The 21,814-nt window shown below is 60.2% G+C and carries 22 protein-coding genes; 19 read left to right on the top strand and 3 right to left on the bottom strand.

Going from position 1 to position 21,814, the window contains the following annotated elements; all coding sequences use genetic code 11:
• The 6 genes from uppS to AB5405_RS07145 form a co-directional block, all read left to right on the top strand.
• Nucleotides 1-706: undecaprenyl pyrophosphate synthase (gene uppS, locus AB5405_RS07170; protein WP_368138019.1), on the top strand; the 706-nt coding region annotated here is incomplete at its 5' end.
• Between the two features lie 2 nt (nt 707-708).
• Nucleotides 709-1,608, top strand: a complete 900-nt coding sequence (locus AB5405_RS07165) for a phosphatidate cytidylyltransferase (RefSeq protein WP_232219788.1) — start codon at nt 709-711, stop codon at nt 1,606-1,608.
• Nucleotides 1,608-2,795: a 1-deoxy-D-xylulose-5-phosphate reductoisomerase gene (gene dxr / locus AB5405_RS07160; RefSeq protein WP_368138018.1), complete on the top strand. Its 1,188-nt coding sequence runs from the start codon at nt 1,608-1,610 to the stop codon at nt 2,793-2,795. The genes AB5405_RS07165 and dxr overlap by 1 nt, the downstream gene beginning before the upstream one ends.
• Before the next feature lie 25 nt (nt 2,796-2,820).
• Nucleotides 2,821-4,182, top strand: a complete 1,362-nt coding sequence (locus AB5405_RS07155; protein WP_368138017.1) for a M50 family metallopeptidase — start codon at nt 2,821-2,823, stop codon at nt 4,180-4,182.
• Between the two features lie 13 nt (nt 4,183-4,195).
• Nucleotides 4,196-5,278, top strand: coding sequence for a flavodoxin-dependent (E)-4-hydroxy-3-methylbut-2-enyl-diphosphate synthase (gene ispG, locus AB5405_RS07150; protein WP_368138016.1), 1,083 nt, complete (start codon nt 4,196-4,198; stop codon nt 5,276-5,278).
• Nucleotides 5,279-7,000, top strand: coding sequence for a proline--tRNA ligase (locus AB5405_RS07145; protein ID WP_368138015.1), 1,722 nt, complete (start codon nt 5,279-5,281; stop codon nt 6,998-7,000).
• A 178-nt stretch (nt 7,001-7,178) separates the two neighbouring features.
• Here AB5405_RS07145 and AB5405_RS07140 read toward each other — a convergent pair whose 3' ends face one another.
• Nucleotides 7,179-7,943 carry an aminoglycoside phosphotransferase family protein gene (locus AB5405_RS07140; RefSeq protein ID WP_006236119.1) on the bottom strand — a complete coding sequence of 255 codons (765 nt, stop codon included), beginning with the start codon at nt 7,941-7,943 and terminating at the stop codon, nt 7,179-7,181.
• An 88-nt stretch (nt 7,944-8,031) separates the two neighbouring features.
• Complete coding sequence (gene adhE, locus AB5405_RS07135) at nt 8,032-10,680, bottom strand: bifunctional acetaldehyde-CoA/alcohol dehydrogenase (protein ID WP_152068224.1); 2,649 nt, start codon at nt 10,678-10,680, stop codon at nt 8,032-8,034.
• Nucleotides 10,681-11,013: 333 nt separating this feature from the next.
• Between adhE and AB5405_RS07130 the strand changes: the two genes are divergently transcribed.
• Nucleotides 11,014-11,790 (top strand): transposase, encoded by a 777-nt coding sequence (locus tag AB5405_RS07130; RefSeq protein WP_368138014.1) that lies wholly within the window; start codon nt 11,014-11,016, stop codon nt 11,788-11,790.
• Between the two features lie 224 nt (nt 11,791-12,014).
• Here the strand turns inward: AB5405_RS07130 and rpmB are convergent, their stop codons facing one another.
• Entirely contained in the window at nt 12,015-12,203 is a 189-nt protein-coding gene (gene rpmB / locus AB5405_RS07125; protein ID WP_022094725.1) for a 50S ribosomal protein L28, read from the bottom strand.
• A 451-nt stretch (nt 12,204-12,654) separates the two neighbouring features.
• On the opposite strand from rpmB, the gene pyrR reads away from it, so the two are divergent.
• From pyrR to AB5405_RS07065, 12 genes are all read left to right on the top strand, one after another.
• On the top strand, nt 12,655-13,239 hold the full coding sequence (gene pyrR, locus AB5405_RS07120; protein ID WP_260699307.1) for a bifunctional pyr operon transcriptional regulator/uracil phosphoribosyltransferase PyrR: 585 nt from the start codon (nt 12,655-12,657) through the stop codon (nt 13,237-13,239).
• Nucleotides 13,240-13,243: 4 nt separating this feature from the next.
• Nucleotides 13,244-14,188 (top strand): aspartate carbamoyltransferase catalytic subunit, encoded by a 945-nt coding sequence (locus AB5405_RS07115; protein ID WP_055285144.1) that lies wholly within the window; start codon nt 13,244-13,246, stop codon nt 14,186-14,188.
• Nucleotides 14,172-15,461, top strand: coding sequence for a dihydroorotase (locus AB5405_RS07110; protein ID WP_118273339.1), 1,290 nt, complete (start codon nt 14,172-14,174; stop codon nt 15,459-15,461). The genes AB5405_RS07115 and AB5405_RS07110 overlap by 17 nt, the downstream gene beginning before the upstream one ends.
• Nucleotides 15,462-15,577: 116 nt before the next feature.
• Entirely contained in the window at nt 15,578-16,345 is a 768-nt protein-coding gene (locus tag AB5405_RS07105) for a dihydroorotate dehydrogenase electron transfer subunit (protein ID WP_368138020.1), read from the top strand.
• Between the two features lie 14 nt (nt 16,346-16,359).
• A complete protein-coding gene (locus tag AB5405_RS07100; RefSeq protein ID WP_055309933.1) occupies nt 16,360-17,268 on the top strand; it encodes a dihydroorotate dehydrogenase in 909 nt (302 codons plus the stop codon).
• Nucleotides 17,262-17,978 carry an orotidine-5'-phosphate decarboxylase gene (gene pyrF, locus AB5405_RS07095; RefSeq protein ID WP_368138013.1) on the top strand — a complete coding sequence of 239 codons (717 nt, stop codon included), beginning with the start codon at nt 17,262-17,264 and terminating at the stop codon, nt 17,976-17,978. The genes AB5405_RS07100 and pyrF overlap by 7 nt, the downstream gene beginning before the upstream one ends.
• A gap of 239 nt (nt 17,979-18,217) precedes the next feature.
• Nucleotides 18,218-18,526, top strand: coding sequence for an integration host factor, actinobacterial type (gene mihF / locus AB5405_RS07090; RefSeq protein WP_006236130.1), 309 nt, complete (start codon nt 18,218-18,220; stop codon nt 18,524-18,526).
• Complete coding sequence (gene gmk, locus AB5405_RS07085) at nt 18,527-19,096, top strand: guanylate kinase (protein ID WP_368138012.1); 570 nt, start codon at nt 18,527-18,529, stop codon at nt 19,094-19,096.
• Nucleotides 19,097-19,101: 5 nt separating this feature from the next.
• On the top strand, nt 19,102-19,383 hold the full coding sequence (locus AB5405_RS07080) for a DNA-directed RNA polymerase subunit omega (RefSeq protein ID WP_035138532.1): 282 nt from the start codon (nt 19,102-19,104) through the stop codon (nt 19,381-19,383).
• On the top strand, nt 19,384-20,628 hold the full coding sequence (thiI, locus tag AB5405_RS07075; protein WP_368138011.1) for a tRNA uracil 4-sulfurtransferase ThiI: 1,245 nt from the start codon (nt 19,384-19,386) through the stop codon (nt 20,626-20,628).
• Between the two features lie 213 nt (nt 20,629-20,841).
• A complete protein-coding gene (locus tag AB5405_RS07070; protein ID WP_368138010.1) occupies nt 20,842-21,555 on the top strand; it encodes a helix-hairpin-helix domain-containing protein in 714 nt (237 codons plus the stop codon).
• Nucleotides 21,552-21,814 (top strand): hypothetical protein (locus AB5405_RS07065; protein ID WP_368138009.1); only part of this gene is annotated, 263 nt, incomplete at its 3' end. The genes AB5405_RS07070 and AB5405_RS07065, both read left to right, overlap by 4 nt.

The following is a 21,814-nucleotide window of genomic DNA, read 5'->3' as shown; positions in this document are numbered from 1 at the left end:
GCACCATATCTCGTGCATCATGGACGGCAACGGTCGTTGGGCCACGTCGCGCGGTCTTGCACGCACTGAGGGCCACAAGGCGGGTATCGTCTCGCTGCGCGAGATCATTACCGCCTGCGTGCGCCTGGGCGTCGACGTGCTTTCTGCCTATGCGTTTTCTACCGAAAACTGGAACCGCCCGCAGCATGAGGTCAACGTCTTGATGCACTTGTTTGCCAAGACGTTCATCGACGAGTTGCCGCTTCTGAAGCGCGAAAACGTGCGCGTTGTCTTTTTGGGTGACATTTCCGCGCTGCCCAAGAAGACCCGCGACGTTTTTGAACGCGGTCTTGCCGAGTGCGCCGATCACACCGGTATGACGCTGGCGCTTGCCGTCAACTACGGCGCGCGTTCCGAGATTACCCGCGCTGTCCGTCAGATCGCACTCGACGCTGCCGCCGGTAAGATCGATCCTGGCGCAATTGATGACGACATGGTGGCTTCCCACCTCTATACCGCCGGTCTTCCCGATCCTGAGCTTGTGATTCGCACCTCTGGTGAGCTGCGCCTTTCGAACTATCTGCTGTGGCAGGTGGCTTATTCCGAGTTCTACGTCACCGATAACTATTGGCCCGACTTTGATCGCTGGGGCCTTGTCGACGCCATTTTGGCCTATCAGGGCCGTGACCGTAGGTTTGGTGGACTGAGCAAGACCGAGGAGGCTTAATCGTGTCCGATCGTCCCAAGGCATCTGCTCCCAAGACGCCTGCGCGCAAAGCTACCGCTGCGGGAGCGCCTACAGCGAAGAGCGGCACCGGTTCGTGGCTGGCGGGCTTTATTACCCGTGCCGCCGCCGGTATCGTTTACGCCGTTGTCTTTATCCTTTGCCTGGTTTTGGGTATCGTGCCCACGGCCATCTTTGTTTCTGTCATGAGTGGTCTGTGCTGCTATGAGTTTTTCCGTATGACGAGGCTCGATGGCAAGATGGCTAACGAGCGCATGGGTATCGCTGCCGCCGTACTCTTTCCGCTGTCGGCGTTGGGCGATTCGATGTTGCTGAATGCCCTGCTTTTTGCCCTGATGCTCGCTGTGGGCATTTGGTATGTTTGGTCGCCGCGTACCCGCATCTCTGATGTGGCCGTGACGCTCATGGGTCCCATCTACACTGGCTTTATGCTGTCGGCTATCGTGCTGCTGCGCGATGCCGTGCCCGGTTTTGCCGGCGCCCTGCTTTCGGTGGGCGTTTGCGCGTCCCTTTGGGTCTCCGATTCGTTTGCCTACATCGTGGGTAGCCGTATCGGCAAGCACAAGATGGTTCCCAAGATCTCTCCCAAAAAGAGCTGGGAGGGGTTTGTCGGCGGCATCCTGGGCTCGGTTTTGATTTGGCTTATCCTGTGGGCGACGCACTTCTACAAGCTCAGCCTGCCCTATGCGCTGCTGTGCGGCGTGGTCGTGTCCGTCCTGGGCGTTATCGGAGACCTCATCGAGTCGCGCATCAAGCGCGGTGTGGGCGTTAAGGATTCCGGTAACCTTATCCCGGGCCACGGCGGCATGCTCGATCGTAGCGATTCGCTTATCTTTGGCTGCATTACCGCGCAGCTGCTTTTGATGATCGGAGGCGTGCTGTAATGTCCTTCCAGACGACGTATGGCCCCGATGGACGCCTCCGTGTTGCCATCCTGGGTTGTACGGGCTCTATCGGCACCCAGGCGCTCGATGTGTGCCGCCAGCATGCCGATCGCCTGCAGGTGACGGCGCTGTCCGTTAACTCCAGTACCTCCGAGCTCGTTGCCGCTGCCCGCGAGTTCTCGGTTCCGGCGGTTGCCGTGGCCGATGTCGCTCATGGCGATGACGCCGTGCTGCAGGAGTTGCCCGAGGGAACGAAGCTCGGCGTTGGCGCGCAGGCGGTTTGCGAGCTCGCGCGTCGCGACGATGTCGACTGCGTGCTCGTCGCTATTGTGGGCGCCGCCGGTCTCGAGGCGAGCCATGCGGCCTTGACCTCGAATAAGCGTCTTGCCCTTGCCAACAAGGAGTCCCTCGTCGTCGGCGGCGACTTGCTTATGCCGTTGGCGCAACCGGGCCAGCTTATTCCAGTCGACTCTGAGCACTCCGCCATCTACCAGTGCTATCTGGGGGAGAACCCACGCGAGGCTCATTGTATTTGGCTCACCTGCTCGGGCGGTCCGTTCTTTGGCCGCACCCGCGACGAGCTCGACCGCGTGACGCGTGCCGATGCCCTCGCACATCCCACGTGGGCCATGGGTGCCAAGATCACCATCGACTCCGCCACCCTCATGAACAAGGGCCTGGAGCGCATTGAGGCCATGCATCTGTTTAACTGCGACCTCGATTTCATTAACGTGGTCGTGCAGCGTCAGTCCAAGATTCACTCTATGGTCGAGTTCGCCGACGGCTCCGTGATGGCGCATCTCGGTGCTTCCGACATGCGTATTCCCATCCAGTTCGCGTTCTCGTATCCCGAGCGTTGGGATACCCCGGCGCCTCGTATCGATTTCCGCGAGCTGGGGCAGCTCACGTTTGATGCTGCCGACATGGATACCTTCCGCTGTCTGGCACTGGCCGAACGTGCCGGCAAGACGGGTGGCACCATGCCGTGCGTGCTCAATGCCGCCAACGAGGTCGCCGTCGATGCCTTCCTGCACGATGGCTGCAGCTTTACCGATATCGATTGCATTGTGGAATCCTGCATGGATTCCCACGATATGCAGGCGGTCGATTCGTTTGAGCAGCTTCGCGACATCGATGCATGGGCGCGTGAAAAGGCTGCGCAGGTGCTCGCCGCAACCCGTTCCTAACCCATAAGGATTGCTTTTTCGTTTTATGGATACTGTTCTGAGCGTTCTCTCATCGGTCTTTTGGGGCCTGCTGATGCTTTCCGTCCTTGTGTTTTTGCACGAGGGCGGCCACTTTTTGGCGGCGCGTGCCTGCGGCGTCCGTGTGACCGAGTTCTTTTTGGGCCTGCCGTGTCGCTTTGACATCCATTACACGTCACGTCGCATTGGAACCAAGTTTGGCGTGACCCCGCTGCTGCTGGGTGGCTACGCTGCCATCTGCGGTATGGATCCGACCGACGTCTCGTGCGCCGATCGCGTGCTCGCGGCTATCTATCGTCATGGTCGCGTGACCGTGGCCGACCTTGCCGCCGAGCTCGAGCTATCCGAGGAGGTTGTGCTCGAGGCATGCGCCTTGCTCTTGGGTTGGGGCTCTATCGCGCCTTGGTATGAGAAAGGGGAGAAGCCCTCGCCGAGCTACTATCCCACCAAGTATCAGACGCTGCCACGAGATGCGGCGGGTTACACCACCTTTGACGGCCGCCGTTTCGATCGAGAGCATGCGACTACCGAGGGCGATGTGTGGGAGCTGCCGTGCGGCGAAGCCGAGTTCCTTGCGCGAGAGCGTTCGCATACCTATCTGGGCCAGGGTTTTCTCAAGCGCGCCTTTATGCTGCTCGCGGGCATTCTCGTCAATATCCTGACGGGCTTTTTGCTGCTTATGAGCATCTACTCTATTGCGGGTGTCACCGTGCCGATGGATACCAACGTGATCGGTCAGGTTGACGAGGGGTCTATTGCCGCCAAGGCGGGTATCGAGGGCGGCGATGCGATCCTTTCGGTTGACGGAGTATCGTGCTCTACCTGGATGGACGTTTACGATGCCATCGGCAAGGCCGCCGGTAAGGACGATATCGCCATTGAGTATGAGCGCGACGGCAAGCAGCATTCGACCTCGGTTGCGCTCAAAGAGGACGAGCGCCTAGGTGTGTATGCCTCTACGCAGGTGGTCCGTTTAGACCCCATCACGTCGGCTCGCCTTTCGTTCTCCTATGTCGTGCAGACAGCGGAGGGCGTGATGCGCCTGCTCCAGCCGCAGCATACGATGGAGATTCTCGATCAGTCTTCTTCAATCGTGGGCATTAGCGTTATGTCCTCACAGGCTGCTGCTGCCGGCCCTGCCACGTTCCTTTCGTTTGCCGCCCTCATTTCGTTTTCGCTTGGCTTTATGAACCTGCTGCCCATCCCACCACTCGATGGCGGCAAGCTGGTCATCGAGATCATTCAAAAGATTGCTGGCCGCGAGCTTCCGCTCAAGGTCCAGACGATTGTGAGCTATGTGGGCATCGCGCTCTTTGCGCTGCTGTTTGTCTATATGCTTCGTTCCGACGTCCTTCGATTTATCCTGTAGGGGAGTGTTTGGATTGTCTTTATCCCATCCTTTGCCTCGCGAGTTGACGCGCCCCGTGCATGTGGGCGGTGTGCAGATCGGTGGCGGCGCGCCGGTGGTGGTCCAATCCATGACCTGCACCGATACCGCTGACGCCCAGGCAACGCTTGCGCAAGTGTGCGCGTTGGCGCAGGCTGGCTGCGATATCGTGCGTGTGAGCGTGCCCACCGAGGCCGCGCTTGAGGGTTTCCGCATCATCTGTGCCGAGTCTCCGGTGCCGATCGTCGCCGATATTCACTTTAACCATAAGCTCGCCATCGGCGCCGTCGAGGCTGGTGCCGCCAAGCTTCGCATCAATCCCGGCAATATCGGCGATTGGGCTAAGGTCGATGCCGTGATCGATGCCGCGGGCGCCGCTGGGTGCGCGATTCGTATCGGCGTCAATGCCGGTTCGCTCGAGCAGGATATCGCCGAGCGCGACGACCTCACGCAGCCCGAAAAGCTCGTGATGTCGAGCGAGCGTTTCGTCAAGCACTTTGAGGACCGCGGCTTTAAGAACATTGTGCTTTCGGCCAAGGCCCATAGCGTGCAAACGACGCTCGATACCTATCGAGCCCTGTCGCGTGAGATTCCACACGTTCCGCTTCACCTGGGCGTGACGGAGGCGGGGACCAAGCTCCAGGGCACCATCAAGAGCTCTGTAGGCTTGGGTATCTTGCTTTCCGAAGGCATTGGCGACACCATGCGTGTGTCGCTCACAGCTGATCCGGTTGAGGAGCCGCCGGTCGCCTGGGGGATTTTGCAGTCGCTGGGCCTGCGTCGCCGTGGTCCCGAGATTGTCTCGTGCCCCACGTGCGCCCGCTGCCAGGTTAACCTGATTCCCATCGCCGAGGAGGTCACCGAGCGGCTTAAGAACTATGCCGCGCCGCTTTCGATTGCCGTCATGGGATGTGCCGTTAATGGCCCCGGCGAGGCTTCTGATGCCGACCTGGGCGTTGCTTGCGGACGTGGTCAGGCCTTGCTCTTTTCGCATGGCCAGATCATTGGTAAAGTAGCTGAGGACCAAATTGTCGACGCGCTGATGGCCGAGGTCGACAAACTTATTGAGGAGAAATAAATGACCCGAGCAATGTACATGTCTAAGCTCTATGCGCCGACGCTTAAAGAGGATCCGGCGGACGCTGAGCTCGCCAGTCACCGCCTGCTGCTCCGTGCCGGCATGATCCGCAAGGAGGCCGCCGGCCTGTATTCCTACCTGCCGCTTGCTTGGCGCTCGATCCGTAAGATCGAGAATATCGTGCGCGACGAGATGGACGCTGCCGGCGCCCAGGAGCTTATGATGCCTATCATGGTCGACGCCGAGTTGTGGCGCGAGTCCGGGCGCATCGACGCCTATGGCAAGGAGCTTGTGCGCTTTGACGACCGTCATGGTCGCGAGTTCGTCCTGGGCCCCACGCACGAGGAGACCGTCACGGCCCTGGTGCGCAACGAGCTGCGCTCCTACAAGCAGCTGCCCGTCAACCTGTACCACATTCAGGACAAGTTCCGCGACGAGTTCCGCCCCCGCTTTGGCCTGATGCGCGGTCGCGAGTTCATCATGAAGGACGCCTACAGCTTCTCCGCCACGCAGGAGAGCCTGCAGGAGGAGTATGACAAGATGAAGCAGGCCTATGCCAACATTTGCGAGCGCTGCTATATCAAGGCCCTGCCCGTTGTTGCCGACTCCGGTGAGATCGGTGGCGATACCTCCGTCGAGTACATGGCTTTGGCCGACGCCGGCGAGGCTTCGCTCGTCTACTGCGACGATTGCGGCTTTGCTGCCGACGATGAGGCCGCAAGCACCAAGGTCGTTGTGACCGAGGGTCCTGGCGACGGTACGCTTACCAAGGTCGAGACTCCGGGCATGGGCACCATCGAGGCCGTTGCAAAGTTCTTTGGGTTCCCCGAGAACGGCACGCGCAAGTCGCTGGCACTCATCGACGCCGAGGGCAAGCCCGTCGTGGCCATTGTCCCGGGTGATCATGAGCTCAATGACTGCAAGGCCGAGCACGTCTTTGGCAAGGGCTATCGCATGATGACCGACGAGGAGCTTCAGGCGAACGGTCTGCACAAAGGCTTTATCGGACCGGTTAACCTGCCCGATGGCATTCGTCTGGTCTGCGACGAGAGCCTGCGCGAGTCCAAACAGTGGGCCTGTGGCGCCAACGAGGTCGACTATCACTTTACCGGTGCCTGCCCCGAGCGCGACTTTACCGTCGATGAGTGGGCCGATCTGGTCACCGTTGTCGCCGGCGACCCCTGCCCGCACTGCGGCAAGCCGCTCTCCGCTGCCCGCGGCATCGAGGTCTCTCAGGTCTTCCAGCTGGGCACCAAGTATTCCGAGGCCATGGGTGCCACCTTTATGGACGAGGACGGCAAGGAGAAGCCGCTCATCATGGGCTGCTACGGCGTTGGTGTGTCCCGCTCGCTCGCTGCCGTCGTGGAGCAGCACAACGACGAGCATGGCATCGTCTGGCCGGTCTCCGTTGCCCCGTTCGAGGTCGCGGTGATTCCGCTCGATCCCAAGAAGGAGGAGTGCGCTACCGTCTGCGAGCAGATCGTTGATGGCCTGTGCGCCGAGGGTATCGAGGTTGTCGTCGACGACCGCGACGAGCGTCCCGGCTTTAAGTTTGCCGACAACGACCTTATGGGCTTCCCGTATCAGGTCGTTCTGGGTAAGCGTGGCCTTAAGAATGGCACCGTTGAGCTCAAGGACCGTGCCACGGGTGAGCGCGAGGATGTGGCGATCGACGAGGTCGTCGCCAAGGTCGCCGAGCTTGTGAAGGCAGCACGCCGTTAATCGACGATTTCGCTTGTAGTTCGATATACGGGACGGCCCCGCATTTCTCCAGATCGGGGAGATGCGGGGCCGTCCTTATATCTTGTGGCATCCTCGATATCTAAAAGAAAAACCCCACAGCCCATATGAGCTGCGGGGTTTTCTTTGTGCCTCCGATGCGAAATAAATCGCTCAGATATTACTGATAATCGACGACGTCGATCCAGTTCTTCAGGAACTCATCGTTCACGTTGCGCTTACGAGCGAGCTCGGAAGCGGCGACGATGCTCGTCCACTGACGCACGACCTGCATGGGCATGTCGGCGCGGTCGCAGTAGAGCTCCAGGTAGGCCTCGGCCTGGTCCTTGCTGTTGAGGGCAAAGAGCAGGTAGGTGGTGGCAACGTCGGCAGCAGGGGAGCCCTGGGTAGCGTGTGCCCAGTCGCACACATAGAGCTGGCCGTCGTCGCCGACGATGACGTTGGAGGGGTTGAAGTCGCCGTGGCAGACCTTGAACTCCTTGGTCATGCCGTCCAGACGCTCCTGAAGGTTGTAGCGCGTGGTGGCATTGAGCTGATCAAGGCTGTCGATCATACGGGCGAACTTGTCGCGCTGACGGTTAAGCAGCGGGGAGGTGTAGCCGTGGATCTCGATCTGGAGGTCGACGAACATCTCGAGGTACTCACCAAAGCGCTGGGGCTCGGCAGTCATCTTCTCGGCAAGGGTAGTGCCCGGAACCTTCTCGGTCACGAGCGCCCAGCCGTTGGCGTTCTCGAGCTGGGAAACCTCGAGAGCCTTGGGGCTGCGGATGCCGCACTCATTGATGCGGGCAAGATTCAAAGCCTCGTTGAACACGTCGGAGACGGGCTTGGTCTCGTTAAAGACCTTGACGATCTTGTCGCCCAGGTCGTAAACGACCTTGTTGCCACGGCGGACGAGCTCGGTCTTGGAATCGGGTAGCAGCATGGTTGCATCCTTTCAACGATGCGATAGAAGCGACGGCGGGGGTGTGTGAAACACCCGTGCACCCCCGCCGTTAAAAACCGTGCTAAAACTAGCAGACGGCGTAGTCCTGAGGCTCGCGGCCGTAGTAGGCGTCAAGGTAGAGCTCCTTGATCTCGCTCATCAGCGGGTAACGGGGGTTAGCGCCGGTGCACTGGTCGTTGAATGCCTGCTCGGTCATCTCGTCGAGGGTGTCGAGGAAGTACTTCTCGTCAACGCCGTACTCAGCGATGGTGTGCTTGACACCGATGAAGTCGCAGAGCTCGGTGAGCTTGGTGATGAAGTTCTCGAAGACCTCACGGTCGTCCTTGCCGTCGATGCCGCAGTAACGAGCCATCTCGGCGTAGTTGTGCAGCGCGTTGGGGTAAGGATACTGAGAGAAGGTTCCCATCTTGACAGGAGCCTCGGCGGCGTTGTAACGCATGACGCGGGTCAGGATGACTGCGTTTGCGAGGCCGTGGGGCAGATGGTGGAAAGCGCCGAGCTTGTGGGCCATGGAGTGGTTGAGGCCCAGGAAGGCGTTACCGAATGCCATACCGGCCATGCAGGATGCGTTGTGCATCTCCTCGCGAGCGTGCGGATCCTTGGCACCGTTGGTGAAGGAGCTCGGGAGGTTCTCGAAGACGAGCTTTGCGGCGCGCTCGGAGAGGCCCTTGGTGTAATCGGAAGCCATGATGGAGACGTAGGACTCGATGGCGTGGGTCATGACGTCAATACCGGAAGCTGCGGTGAGGCCCTTCGGGGCGGTCATGCAGTTGTCAGCGTCGACGATTGCCATGTTGGGGAGCAGCGCGTAGTCGGCGAGCGGCCACTTGATGCCGGTCTCCTTGTCGGTGATGATGGCGAACGGCGTGCACTCGGAGCCAGTGCCCGAAGAGGTCGGGACGGCGACGAAGTAAGCCTTCTTGCCCATCTCGGGGAAGGTGAAGATACGCTTGCGGATGTCCATGAAGTCCATGGCCATGTCCTCGAAGTTCGCCTCGGGGTGCTCGTACATCATCCACATAATCTTGCCGGCGTCCATTGCGGAACCGCCGCCAACGGCGATGATGACATCCGGCTCGAAGAGCGTCATCTGCTTGGCGCCGCGACGTGCGCACTGCAGGGAGGGATCGGGCTCAACGTCGTAGAAGCAGTCGTGAGCGATGCCCATCTCATCGAGCTTGGCCTCGATGGCACGCGTGTTGCCATTCTTGAAGAGGAACTGGTCGGTAACGATGAAGGCGCGCTTCTTGCCCATTACGGTGCCGAGCTCGTCGAGTGCGACGGGCGTGCAGCCCTTCTTGAAGTAGACCTTCTCGGGTGCGCGGAACCACAGCATGTTCTCGCGGCGCTCTGCCACGGTCTTGACGTTGATCAAGTGCTTCACCCCAACGTTCTCGGAGACGGAGTTGCCACCCCAGGAGCCGCAGCCCAGGGTTAGAGACGGCTTCATGCCGAAGTTGTAGAGGTCACCGATGCCGCCGTGCGAGGACGGGGTGTTGATGACGATGCGGCAGGCCTTCATGACGTGCTGGAACTTAGCGATCTTCTCGCTCTGTGCCGGGTGCACGTAGAGAGAGGCGGTGTGGCCCGGGCCACCTGCGAGGACGAGGTGCTCTGCCTTGTCAACGGCCTCCTGGAAGTCACTGGCGTGATACATAGCGAGGACCGGGGAGAGCTTCTCGTGGGAGAACTCTTCCTTCTCGGGATCGGTGGAGGTGACCTCGGCGATCAGGATCTTGGTCTTGGCGGGAACCTCGATGCCGGCGAGTTCGGCGATCTTGGCGGCAGCCATGCCGGGGATGCGGTGATCGAGAGCGCCGTTCTTGAACATGGCGGCACGCAGGGCCTCCATCTCGGCACCCTGCTTGACGAAGTAGCAGCCGCGCTTCTGGAACTCGGCCTTGACCTGGTCATAGATGGTGTCGATGACGGTCACGGACTGCTCGGAAGCGCAGATCATGCCGTTGTCGAAGGTCTTGGAGTGGATGATGGAGTTGACGGCGAGCTTGATGTCCGCGGTATCGTCGATGATGACCGGGGTGTTGCCGGCGCCGACGCCGAGTGCGGGCTTACCGGAGGAGTAAGCAGCCTTGACCATGCCCGGGCCACCGGTTGCGAGAATGATGTCGACGTCGCGCATGACCATGTTGGTCAGCTCGATGGACGGCTTGTCGACCCAGCCGATGATGCCCTCAGGAGCACCGGCCTTGACAGCTGCGTCGAGAACGAGCTTGGCGGCGGCGATGGTGCACTTGGCGGCTGCCGGGTGCGGGGAGATGATGATGGCGTTACGGGTCTTCAGGCAGATGAGCGTCTTGAAGATGGCCGTGGAGGTCGGGTTGGTGGTCGGGATGACAGCGCCAACGATACCGATCGGCTCGGCGACCTTGGTGATGCCGTAAGCGTCGTCGCGCTCGATGACACCGCAGGTCTTGGTGTTCTTGTAAGCGTTGTAGATGTACTCAGCGGCGTAGTGGTTCTTGATGACCTTGTCCTCGAGAACGCCACGGCCGGTCTCCTCGATGGCGAGCTTGGCCAAAGGAATACGAGCCTTGTTGGCGGCCATAGCAGCCTCGTAGAAGATCTTGTCTACCTGCTCCTGAGTGTACTCAGCGAATTTAGCCTGGGCCTCACGCATAGATTTGAGTTTGGCCTCAAGCGCCTCCACGTTGTCCACGATGGCGGGAGTAGTGTTTTCCGGTGACTTTTTCACCATTTGTGTCTCCTTGCGATCGGAGATTTACCCTACAAGATGCATGATAGCAAGAAATAATTCGGTGAACGGGCAGATTCCCGTAAAAGACAAACTAAAACGCTTCAATCAAATGAACCGTTTCAACTAAATCTATCTGCCCTGCGCATCGCCCCGCTCATTGGGGACAGACTTACATGAGTGCTTTCACTCATTGGGGACAGACATCGATTTGCCATTTTGCCGTTCTTGACCTATTTTTGCCGCTCATTGGATATAAATAGGTCACAGGCTCAGCATTTCGCGTTCCTTCTCTCCTTTTAGGTGTTGCCTGTTCAGTTTTTGAAAGGAGAGATTATGCCCCGATGCGCCCGTGCCGTTTCGCTCACCGGCTATTACCACGTCTTTGACCGTGGTAACTCTAAACAGATTATTTTTGAAGATGACTCCGACCGCTATCGTTTCCTATCGGATATCTCGGACAGGTTTGCGCGCCATGAAGTGGCGGTTTTGGCTTGGTGCCTTATGGACAACCACTTTCATTTGATGGTTGATGATCCGTTCGACAATCTTTCAAAGGCGATGCAGTGCGCATTGACGGCATATGCTAAGTATTTCAATGGGAAAACGGGGAGAACGGGGCATCTCTTTGATAATCGCTATTCGCGGGTCGCTGTTGAGTCGGACACGCAAGCGGTGCAACTGCTCGACTATATCCATCTCAATCCCGTGAAAGGTGCGCTCGACTCACTCGAGGCGTACCGCTGGTCAAGCTACAAGGCATATGAGCTGGGCTATGATCCCTTTGACATCTGTGATGCGGCCCCTATGCTCGATATTGTCGGAGGCTCCCGTTGCTATTGCGAGCATCTCAAGGAAGTTGCCGAGCGCATCTGGTCAGTGGAGGTTCTTCCACGCCGGCGGATCCACGATGAGGAGGTCCTTTCCATTGCGCGCGAAGTGCTTCCGAGCATAGATCCTGCGATGCTCAAGGCCCTGCCACGCCCCGATCGCGATGCCTGTCTGCTGAGGCTCAGGCGGGCGCATCTCACGGTCAAGCAAATTGCCCGTATCACCGGCATCGGCGCCACAAGCGTAACCAAGGCCACCGCGGGCTGGAACGAGGCGGCGTGAGGTACGTACTGGTGGCGATCGAAGCGCCGTGAGTTCGTCGATGCACTGTGAGCTTTGGAAAGCACTCATCTAAGTCTGTCCCCAATGCGTGAAAACACTCATGTAAGTCTGTCCCCAATGAGTGCAAAAAGGCGCCCTCCGTAGGGGGGCGCCTTTGGTAAGTTCTATGTGAACGCGAGGTCTTTGACCCGGAGAGTCCGAGGTACTTGTTGGTAAGACCTTATTTAGGAGCGCGCAACCTTGCCGGACTTGAGGCAGGTGGAGCAAACGTTCATCTTGCGACGGTGACCATCGACGACGACGTAGACGCGCTGGATGTTGGGGCGGAACTTACGGTTGGTGACGCGGTGAGAGTGGCTGATGGAGCGACCGGCAACGGGGTGCTTACCGCAAACTTCGCAAACTTTGGACATAACTGACCCTCCTTGGGCGACAAACGAACATGTCGCGTTAACAAACAAGCCTGAACTATAGCACAGAAGTCGCTCCCTGTGCGCAATCTACACAGAGATATTCCTCTTTTGGCGATAGTGCCCACGCCACGGCCCTGGACGTAGATCCGATTTGCGTGCAGCAGAGGGGATTATGCCAGCTCGTGCGTGCGTTTTCAAGCTCGTCCCACAAATATATATAGGTTTATTGGGCTTTGGGCTCCGTTTACGGATTGCTCTGTATTTATGCTCGCAATTAAGCTCGAGGTTGGCTACACTATCCCTTGACCATTAAAGGGGTACGAGATACCCACATGGAATTACATAGCTGCCAAAGAGCAGCCCTTCCTGTGGGTGTCTGGTCCGCTTTAAGCGGTCGGGCATCTATTTTTTTGACTGTGTCAGCAGTCAAGACATGTGAGGAAGGAGATCGATGGGCACGACTTCCCCCAAGGCGGTCATCATGGACGAGACCGCCGTCAATCGAGCGATGACCCGCATCGCGCACGAGATTCTCGAGCGCAACGAGGGCTGTGAAGACCTCGCTCTGGTCGGCATCGTCACGCGCGGCGACCTTCTGGCTAAGAAGCTCGCCGACGAGATCAAGGAGATCGAGGGCGTCGAAGTTCCGCTCGGCAGCCTCGACATCAGCTTCTACCGCGATGACTATGCGACCAATTTCGCTCCCGCGATCCACGCCACCAACATTCCCTTTAGCGTCGACGGCAAGCGCGTCGTGCTGGTGGACGACATCCTGTATACGGGCCGTACCATCCGCGCCGCTCTCGACGCCGTCATGGACCTGGGCCGTCCGAGCCGCATTGAGTTGGCAGTCCTCGTTGACCGCGGCCACCGCGAGCTCCCCATCTCGCCGGACTTTGTCGGCAAGAACGTTCCCTCGTCGCATGAGGAGAACGTGCATCTATATATGAAGGAAGTCGACGGCCACACCGCCGTCGAGATCAACGACGTCGCGCCGGGCTCCCACGTGGGTTCTGCGCCGCTGGGAGGTGAGTAGTACCGTGGCGTTCAACCATAAGCACCTGATCGACATTACCGAGTACTCCGAAGAGGACATCAAGCTCATCCTCGAGACCGCCAAGGCGTTCTCCGAGGTCAACGAGCGTGCGATCAAGAAGGTCCCCACGCTCAAGGGCAAGACCATCGTCAACATGTTCAACGAGCCCTCGACGCGCACCCGCAGCTCCTTCGAGCTCGCCGAGAAGCGTCTTTCGGCCGACAGCCTCAACTTTGGCGGCTCCTCGACCTCCACGGTCAAGGGCGAGAGCCTCGTCGACACCGTCGAGACCCTCAACGCCTATAAGATCGACTGCATCGTCGTGCGCGATAAGCACGCCGGTGCTCCCTACATCGTCACGCAGAACTCGCCCGCGAGCGTCATCTGCGCCGGTGACGGCAAGCACAACCACCCCACGCAGGCCCTTCTCGACCTGTACACCATCTGGGAGCATAAGGGTGACTTCCACGGTCTGAAGGTCGCCGTCGTCGGCGATATCTCACACTCCCGTGTCTGCGGCTCGCTGATTCCCGCCCTTAAGATCATGGGCTGCGAGACCTACGCCGTCGCCCCCGGCACGCTGCTGCCGCCGGCGCCCGAGGTTCTGGGCTGCGACCACGTGACGAGCGATCTCGATTCTGTCCTGCCCGAGCTGGACGTTGTCTACATGCTGCGCGTGCAGCAGGAGCGCCTCGAGGGTGCCCCGTTCCCGACCATTCGTGAGTACCACAAGCTCTTCGGTCTGACCAAGGACCGCGAGAAGCTCATGAAGCCCGACGCAATCATCTGCCACCCGGGCCCCATCAACCGCGGCGTCGAGTTCGACTCCTATATGGCCGACCACCCGCAACGCTCCGTCATCCTGGAGCAGGTCTACGCCGGTATCTGCGTGCGTATGGCTATCCTGTATCTGCTGCTTGGAGGTGCCGATAATGGCCTTGCTTCTTAAGAATGCCCACGTCGTCGACCCGTCCGTCGAGCTTGACGGTGTCGTTGACGTCCTGATTGACGGCGACAAGATCGCCGAGGTCGGCGAGAATCTCGCCGTCGAGGGAGCCGAGGTCCGCGACCTTTCCGGCAAGTACCTCGTCCCCGGCCTGGTGGATATGCACGTTCACCTTCGCGAGCCCGGCTACGAGGTCAAAGAGGATATCGAGAGCGGTACCCGCGCAGCTGCCAAGGGCGGCTTTACCGGTGTGTGCTCCATGCCCAACACCGATCCCGTCACCGATAACGGCACCGTCGTGGAGTTCGTCAAGTCCCGTGCTGCCGAGGTCGGTCACTGCCGCGTCTATCCGTCGGGTGCCATGACCCGCGGTCTTAAGGGCGAGGCCATGTCCGAGATGGGCGATATGGTCGCCCACGGCGCCGTCGCCTTCACCGACGACGGTCGCGGCGTGCAGGGTGCGGGCATGCTCCGTCGCTGCATGGACTACGGCAAGATGTTCGGCAAGGTCTTTATGAGCCACTGCCAGGACGAGGATCTGGTCGGCCACGGCCAGATCAACGAGGGCAAGGTCTCGACCCGTCTGGCTCTCGAGGGTTGGCCGGCTGCCGGCGAGGAGCTCCAGATCGCCCGCGACATCGAGATCGCCAAGCTGACTGGTGCCAAGCTGCACATTCAGCACATCTCCACCGCCCATGGCCTGGAGATCGTGCGTGCCGGTAAGGCCGCTGGCGTTCAGGTTACCTGTGAGGCCACCCCGCATCACATGTTCCTGACCGAGAACGACCTGGACGAGACCTACAACACCTCGCTCAAGGTCAATCCGCCGCTGCGTACCGAGGAGGATGCCGAGGCCATCCGTCAGGGCGTCATCGACGGCACCGTCGACGTTATCGTCACCGATCACGCTCCCCACACCCCGTGGGAGAAGGCCCGCGAGTTCGAGCTTGCGCCCTTTGGCATGATCGGTCTCGAGACCTCGCTGTCGCTCGTGCTCACCGAGCTGGTCAACACGGGCAAGATGAGCATGGGCCGTATGGTCGAGCTCATGGCCATCAAGCCGCGTGAGATCCTGGGCCTCGACCAGGTTCAGGTCAAGGCGGGCTCCGTTGCTGACCTGACCGTGTTCGACCCCTCTGCCACCTGGACGGTCGGCGAGGACGGTTACGAGTCGCGCGCCGAGAACTCCGGTTTTGCCGGCCGCACGCTTACCGGTCGTGCCACCGATGTGTTTGTCGGCGGTAAGCAGACGCTCGCCGACGGCTGCATCTGCTAGCATAGCCTTATCGCTTTTGTGCGCGGTGCCCTTGCGGTGCCGCGCTTTCTGTTCGTTTTGACCATGCAACCGCATGGGGGATTGGAGCGTCTATGCCCACACCTTCCACTGCACGCATGCACGACTTCGAGGTCGTCTCGAACCAGGAGATCGCCGACGGCATCTTCTCGCTCGTCATCTCGGCCCCCAAGCTTGCAAGTGCGCTCAAGCCCGGTCAGTTTGTGAACATCGCCGTACCCGGCGATGCGTCCTCGCTGCTTCGCGTGCCCCTGAGCTACTACCGCGCCGACGCCGAGGCCGGCACCGTCGAGCTGTGGTACGCCGTCGTGGGCGACGATACCCGTCGTTTGTCCCAGATGGGCCCTGGCTCCACCTCTAACCTGCTGGGCCCCGGTGGCCGTGGCTGGATGGTACCCGAGGGCACCAGGAAGGCCCTGCTTGTCGCCGGCGGCATCGGCGTTCCGCCCGTGCTGTGCCTTGCCGGCAAGCTTGCCGAGCAGGGTGTGGCCGTCGACGTGTGCCTGGGCTTTGGTACTGCTTCCAAGGCCGTGGGCGTCGATGAGTTCCGCGCGCTGTGCGCCACGGTCAACGTTTGCACCGATGATGGCACGCTGGGCACGCACGGTTTTTGCACCGACCCGGCAGCCGAGCTGCTCGGCGAGGGCGGCTACGACTATGTGGCCAGCTGCGGTCCCGCCGTCATGATGAAGATAGTCGCCGCCGCTGCCGCCGAGGCCGGTGCGTACTGCGAGGTGTCGCTTGAGCGCATGATGAGCTGTGGCTTTGGCGCCTGCAACACCTGCAATGTAGAGACGGTCGACGGTATGAAGGGCGCCTGCATGTGCGGCCCCGTGTTCGATGCTTCCAAGGTGGTGGTCTTCTAGTGGGTACCGTGAACATGGCCGTCGATTTCGGCGGCGTCAAGATGCAGAACCCCATCAACACCGCAGCCGGTACCTTTGGCTACGGTTGGCAGTTCCAGAACTTCTTTGATGTTTCCCAGCTGGGCGCCATCACCACCAAGGGTTGCGCTGCCGAGCCCTGGCCCGGCAACCCCGCGCCCCGCATGGCCGAGATTCCCGGCGGTATGATTAACTCCGTGGGCCTTCAGAACCCCGGCGTGGCCGCTTTTGCCCGCGAGTCCGGTCCGTGGCTCGAGCAGCTCTCCAAGGACGGTTGTCAGGTCATCTGTCAGGTCGCCGGTCACTCCGTCGAGGAGTTTGTCCGCGCGCTCGAGATGTATGTCGAGCTGTGCCCCTGGGCTGCCGGCTACGAGATCAACGTCAGCTGCCCCAATATTGCCGCCGGCGGTGCCGCCATGGGCTCCTCGCCCGAGGGCGCCTCTGCCGTTATGGCTGCCTGCCGTAAGGTGACCGATAAGCCGCTGTTCGTAAAGATGGCTCCGGTCAATGTCGCCGAGATCGCCAAGGCCCTCGAGGCTGCCGGCGCCGACGGCCTTTCGGTCATCAACTCCATCCAGGGCATGGCCATCGATGTCCATACCCGCAAGTCCCGCGTGGCCAAGCCCAAGGGCGGCCTTTCGGGCCCGCTGTGCCACCACATCGCCGTGCGCATGGTCTGGGAGGTTGCCCAGGCCGTCGATATCCCCATCAACGGTGTCGGCGGCGTCATGACCGGCGAGGATGCGGCCGAGTTTATCCTGGCCGGCGCCACCTGCGTGTCGGTCGGCATGGCCAACTTCGTCGATCCGTGCGCTTCGCTCAAGATCGCGCACGAGCTCGAGGCCTGGGCCGAGTCCCAGGGCGTAAAGGACATCAACGAGCTGGTAGGTGCTTTCGAATGCTAGAGACCGATGCCCGCGACCGCGTTATCGTCGCCCTCGACTGCGGCCGTGAGCGTGCGCTCGAGCTCGCCCACGAGCTTTCGGGCCATGCCGCCTGGCTCAAAGTTGGCATGACGCTCTATTACGCTGAGGGCCCCGAGATCGTCAAGACCTTTAAGGACCTGGGCTTTAAAGTCTTCCTTGACCTTAAGTTCCATGATATTCCGCATCAGGTTCGCGGTGCCGCCCGTTCGGCCTCGCTTGCCGGTGCCGACCTGCTCTCGGTTCACGGCTTGGGTTCGGGCGCCATGCTCGCTGCCTGCCGCGAGGGTGCCGAGGAGGCGCGCGAGGACCGCGCCAAGCTCGTCGCCATCACCGTGCTCACGAGCATGAATCAGGATGCCTTGAGCGAGATCGGCGTCGAGTCGCCTGTGGCCGAGGAGGCCGCCCGCCTGGCAAAGCTCGCTCAGGCCAACGGCATCGATGGCATCGTGTGCTCGCCGATGGAGGCTCACGACATGCGTGAGCTGCTGGGCCCTGATGCCCTGATTGTGACTCCGGGTGTGCGTCCGGTGGGTGCCGCCCTTGGTGACCAGTCCCGCGTGGCGACGCCTTCCCAGGCTATCGAGCGTGGCGCAAGCCACATTGTGGTGGGCCGTCCCATCACCGGTGCCGACGATCCGGTTGCCGCCTTTGACGCCATCGTCGCTGAGCTGGTCGAAAACGTCGCGTAAAAGATTCCCCTAAGTCACCACTTTTGGGTTTCATTAGCACAAAATAGCCCCTGTGCCTGCGTAAACTTTCCCATCCTTTGTGTGGAATCGCAGGTCAGGGGCTTAACTTTGGGCGCAGTATATTGCACTTTTTGCGGGTATCGTCTAACCTATGGAGCCGCGATTGGGCATTTTGTACGTTCTACGTGCTAAAATGCCAATTATTGAATCAGATATAACCCAACTATTTGGAGGTACGAATGGCACTCCCTCAGCTTACCGATGAGCAGCGCAAGCAGGCTCTTGAGAAGGCTGCTGCCGCACGTCACGCCCGCGCTGAGCTTCGCGAGCAGATCAAGAAGGGCGAGAAGTCCCTCGAGTCCGTGCTCAACTCCGATGACCCCATCGCTTCCCGCATGAAGGTTTCCACCCTCATCGAGTCTCTCCCTGGTTATGGCAAGGCCAAGGCCGCCAAGATCATGGAGGAGCTCGGTATCTCCGCTACCCGTCGCGTCCAGGGCCTCGGCGTCCGTCAGCGCGAGCAGCTCCTCGAGCAGCTGACCAAATAAGTGAGCGCTCAGGATTCCAAGCTCTTTGTGATTTCTGGACCGTCAGGCGCAGGCAAGGGTACGCTCGTCACTCGTGTGCGCGAGCGCCGCTCGAACCTGGGCCTGACGGTTTCGGCTACCACGCGAGCACCACGCAAAGGTGAGGTCGACGGCGTCAACTACTTTTTTCTGACGCGCGAGGAGTTCGACCGCCGCGTGGCAAACGGCGAGTTTGTTGAGTGGGCCGAGGTCCACGGTAACTGCTACGGCACGTTGGTGAGCGAGGTCACATCCAAGCTCGCCTCTGGCGCATCTCTGATTTTGGAGATCGATGTCCAGGGTGCCCTGCAGGTGAAGGAGCGTTTCCCCGAGGCCGTGCTGATCTTTATCAAGCCGCCTTCGCTTGAGGTACTCCGCGAGCGTCTGGTCGGTCGCGGTACCGAGACGCCCGAGACGATTGAGCTGCGTATGGCAAACGCCGCCGATGAGCTTGCCCTTGCCGACCGCTACGACGAAGTCGTGGTAAATGACGATCTCGACCGCGCGACCGATGAGCTCGTTCGCGTTCTCGATATGCATGAAAGGATCTGAGGTCCGTGTCCGTTGTAAAGCCTTGCATTGACGATCTTCTGGAGAAGACCGATCACAACCGCTTCCTGCTCGCTTCGCTTGCCTCCAAGCGCGCCTGCGACATCAATAGCATGCTGCGTGGCCAGCACAACCGCGTGCTTGCCGTCCAGGATGTCGATGACATCACCATCGGGCTTTCCGGTGCCGACACCATCTCGATGGCTATGGACGAGATTGTCGACGGCGACATCTCTTACGACGAGGCCCGTTACGAGAAGGCGCTCGGCCACAAGGTTGCTGAAGCCTAAATGGCGGCTCGCGTCTGCCTGGTCCACTATCACGAGGTTGGACTGAAGGGTAAGAACCGCGCACATTTTGAGCATATCCTCATGGATAACATCAAGGCGGCCTTGGCCGCCTTTTCCGTGAATGCCGTGTCTCGAATTTCCGGTTATATCCTCGTGACCTTTAACGAGCATCAGGCCGACGAGGCGGCGCGTGTCATTCGCACCGTTCCCGGTGTTGCTCGCGTGTCTTTGGCGTATCACACCAATCGCGACCCTCAGGAGTACTGTGCCGCCGCCGTGAAGGCGCTGCGCGAGTTTGGTTCCTTCGATTCGTTTAAGGTGCACGCCAAGCGCTCCAATACCGACTATGAGCTCACCTCGATTGATATCAATCGTCAGGTGGGCGAGGTGTTGTGCGAGGCCTTCCCCGATAAAAAGGTCCAAATGCACGACCCCGATGCGATGGTGCACGTACTGGTGGTCCAGGGTAGCGTTTATGTGTACGCGCGCTCCGAGCGCGGCGTGGGCGGTCTGCCGGTGGGTTCTGCCGGCAAGGTCGTGACGCTGCTGTCGTCGGGTATCGATTCTCCGGTGGCGACCTGGATGCTCGCGCGTCGCGGCGCGGTGTGCGTGCCGGTACATTTCTCTGGTCGTCCGCAGACGCCCGATACGAGCGAGTATTTGGTGCAGGACATCATCCGTGCGCTTGAGCCGGGTGTCCAGATCGGCCGCCTGTACGTGGTGCCGTTTGGCGACTGCCAGCGTGAGATTTCGGTCACCTGTCCCAGCAATCTGCGCGTGATCATGTATCGCCGCATTATGTATTCGGTTGCCGAGCGCATTGCACACATCGAGGGCGCCAAGGCCATCGTTACAGGCGAATCGCTTGGGCAGGTTGCCTCCCAAACGCTTGAGAACATCATGGCCGTCAACGAGGCCGTGAAGATCCCCGTGTTCCGCCCTCTCATCGGTTCGGACAAGCAGGAGATCATCGCGCGCGCCGAGGAGATCGGTACGTTCGATATCTCGACTGAGGCCGCTCCCGACTGCTGCACGCTCTTTATGCCGCGCCGTCCCGAGACGCACGCTAAACTCGATGCCGTGCATGAGGCCTGGGAGTTGTTCGATCACGAGGAGATGATCGAGCGCCTGCTCAAGCAGACCGAGTACATCGACTTCGAGAGCAACACGTATAAGGCCCCCAAGACCTTAAAATGCAAACATTCGGAGCTTGCTCCGCGTGAGATTTACCAAGATCACGAGTAAATTTGTGCATAGACCGACGATGCGCCTGCATCGTCGGTCTTTTGCTATCTGGGCATTTTGCGGCTAAGTGTTCATTTGCTGACGTGTGCCTGAATAAATGGACAGATTTGTGCAAGGTTTTGGTCGGTTTTTGGTTTGACCGCTAAAACCGGTTTTGGAGCGTAGCTGTTGCGGAGTTCCTTTCCTGACACGATGGTGTTGGGAGGTTTTGCTATGGCGCAGCGCGAACAACACGAACGGGTCAAAAAGATGGACCGCTTGGCGGACAAGCTGTTCGGTCATAAGGCGGTGGTCGTGGCGATACTGGTCGTCATTGCGATGGCGAGCGGCTTGGCGATGGCGAACCTTGGCGGCGGTGCCGGCGGCGTGTCGTTTGAGCGCACTGACGGTTCAGACTCGTTGGTGGAGCCGGGATCCGGCGATGCCTCGAGCGGAAAGACATCCGAAGGCTCTTCGTCTAAGGCGTCTGCCGCGGCAGAAGTCTATGTCGATGTTGATGGCGCTGTTGTGTCGCCCGGTGTATATCGCGTCAAGGACGGCGCGCGGGTGGCTCAGGCGATAGATGCCGCCGGCGGGCTGGCGCCCGAGGCAGACGTTACGGGGCTCAATCGGGCATCCAAGGTCGTCGATGGGCAGAAGATTCACGTTCCAACGGTGGGGGAGCAGCAGGCGTCCATTGCGGAAGCCGGTGTTGATGGTGGGGCTTCCGCATCATTGGGCGTGAGTGGCGCAACGGGCCTAGTCAACATCAATACGGCAAGCGCGGCAGAGCTGCAGACGCTCTCGGGCATCGGTCCCTCCATGGCACAGTCGATTATCGATGAGCGTACAAAGAACGGTGCTTTTGCCTCGGTTGACGATCTGATGCGTGTGTCGGGAATCGGCGAGAAGAAGCTTGCCAAAATCAAAGATTGCATCTGCGTATGAGTGCGACCGAGCGCGAGCATGTGATGCCTCCGCGGCCCCTGATGCCGAGGACGATGGCCCTGTGTGCCGGCATGTGCATGAGCTGCGCCTCGGTGCTCAACGTGGCCGCTGATGCGCTGCTGAGGGAGCAGGCGCCGGCGGTCGGGCTGCTATGGGCCATTCCCGTTGCGGCGGCGGTATTCGTTGTGCTGGCTCAATCTTGTGCGCGGCTTGCCCCTTTGAAGCGGTGGTTGTATGCCGCGTCCGTCGGTCTCGTGGC

It is taken from the genome of Collinsella aerofaciens, from assembly GCF_040920445.1.
Lineage (GTDB): Bacteria > Actinomycetota > Coriobacteriia > Coriobacteriales > Coriobacteriaceae > Collinsella > Collinsella aerofaciens_BH.
This window is presented reverse-complemented; position numbering and strand designations above follow the sequence as displayed.

Bases quoted from the DNA above. Each gene is read 5' to 3' on its own strand.
- adhE (WP_152068224.1), bottom strand. From the start codon at position 10,680: ATGGTGAAAAAGTCACCGGAAAACACTACTCCCGCCATCGTGGACAAC.
- AB5405_RS07145 (WP_368138015.1), top strand. From the start codon at position 5,279: ATGACCCGAGCAATGTACATGTCTAAGCTCTATGCGCCGACGCTTAAA.
- pyrR (WP_260699307.1), top strand. From the start codon at position 12,655: ATGGGCACGACTTCCCCCAAGGCGGTCATCATGGACGAGACCGCCGTC.
- AB5405_RS07155 (WP_368138017.1), top strand. From the start codon at position 2,821: ATGGATACTGTTCTGAGCGTTCTCTCATCGGTCTTTTGGGGCCTGCTG.
- AB5405_RS07140 (WP_006236119.1), bottom strand. From the start codon at position 7,943: ATGCTGCTACCCGATTCCAAGACCGAGCTCGTCCGCCGTGGCAACAAG.
- mihF (WP_006236130.1), top strand. From the start codon at position 18,218: ATGGCACTCCCTCAGCTTACCGATGAGCAGCGCAAGCAGGCTCTTGAG.
- AB5405_RS07100 (WP_055309933.1), top strand. From the start codon at position 16,360: ATGGCCGTCGATTTCGGCGGCGTCAAGATGCAGAACCCCATCAACACC.
- AB5405_RS07130 (WP_368138014.1), top strand. From the start codon at position 11,014: ATGCCCCGATGCGCCCGTGCCGTTTCGCTCACCGGCTATTACCACGTC.
- AB5405_RS07070 (WP_368138010.1), top strand. From the start codon at position 20,842: ATGGCGCAGCGCGAACAACACGAACGGGTCAAAAAGATGGACCGCTTG.
- thiI (WP_368138011.1), top strand. From the start codon at position 19,384: ATGGCGGCTCGCGTCTGCCTGGTCCACTATCACGAGGTTGGACTGAAG.
- rpmB (WP_022094725.1), bottom strand. From the start codon at position 12,203: ATGTCCAAAGTTTGCGAAGTTTGCGGTAAGCACCCCGTTGCCGGTCGC.
- dxr (WP_368138018.1), top strand. From the start codon at position 1,608: ATGTCCTTCCAGACGACGTATGGCCCCGATGGACGCCTCCGTGTTGCC.
- AB5405_RS07105 (WP_368138020.1), top strand. From the start codon at position 15,578: ATGCACGACTTCGAGGTCGTCTCGAACCAGGAGATCGCCGACGGCATC.
- pyrF (WP_368138013.1), top strand. From the start codon at position 17,262: ATGCTAGAGACCGATGCCCGCGACCGCGTTATCGTCGCCCTCGACTGC.
- AB5405_RS07110 (WP_118273339.1), top strand. From the start codon at position 14,172: ATGGCCTTGCTTCTTAAGAATGCCCACGTCGTCGACCCGTCCGTCGAG.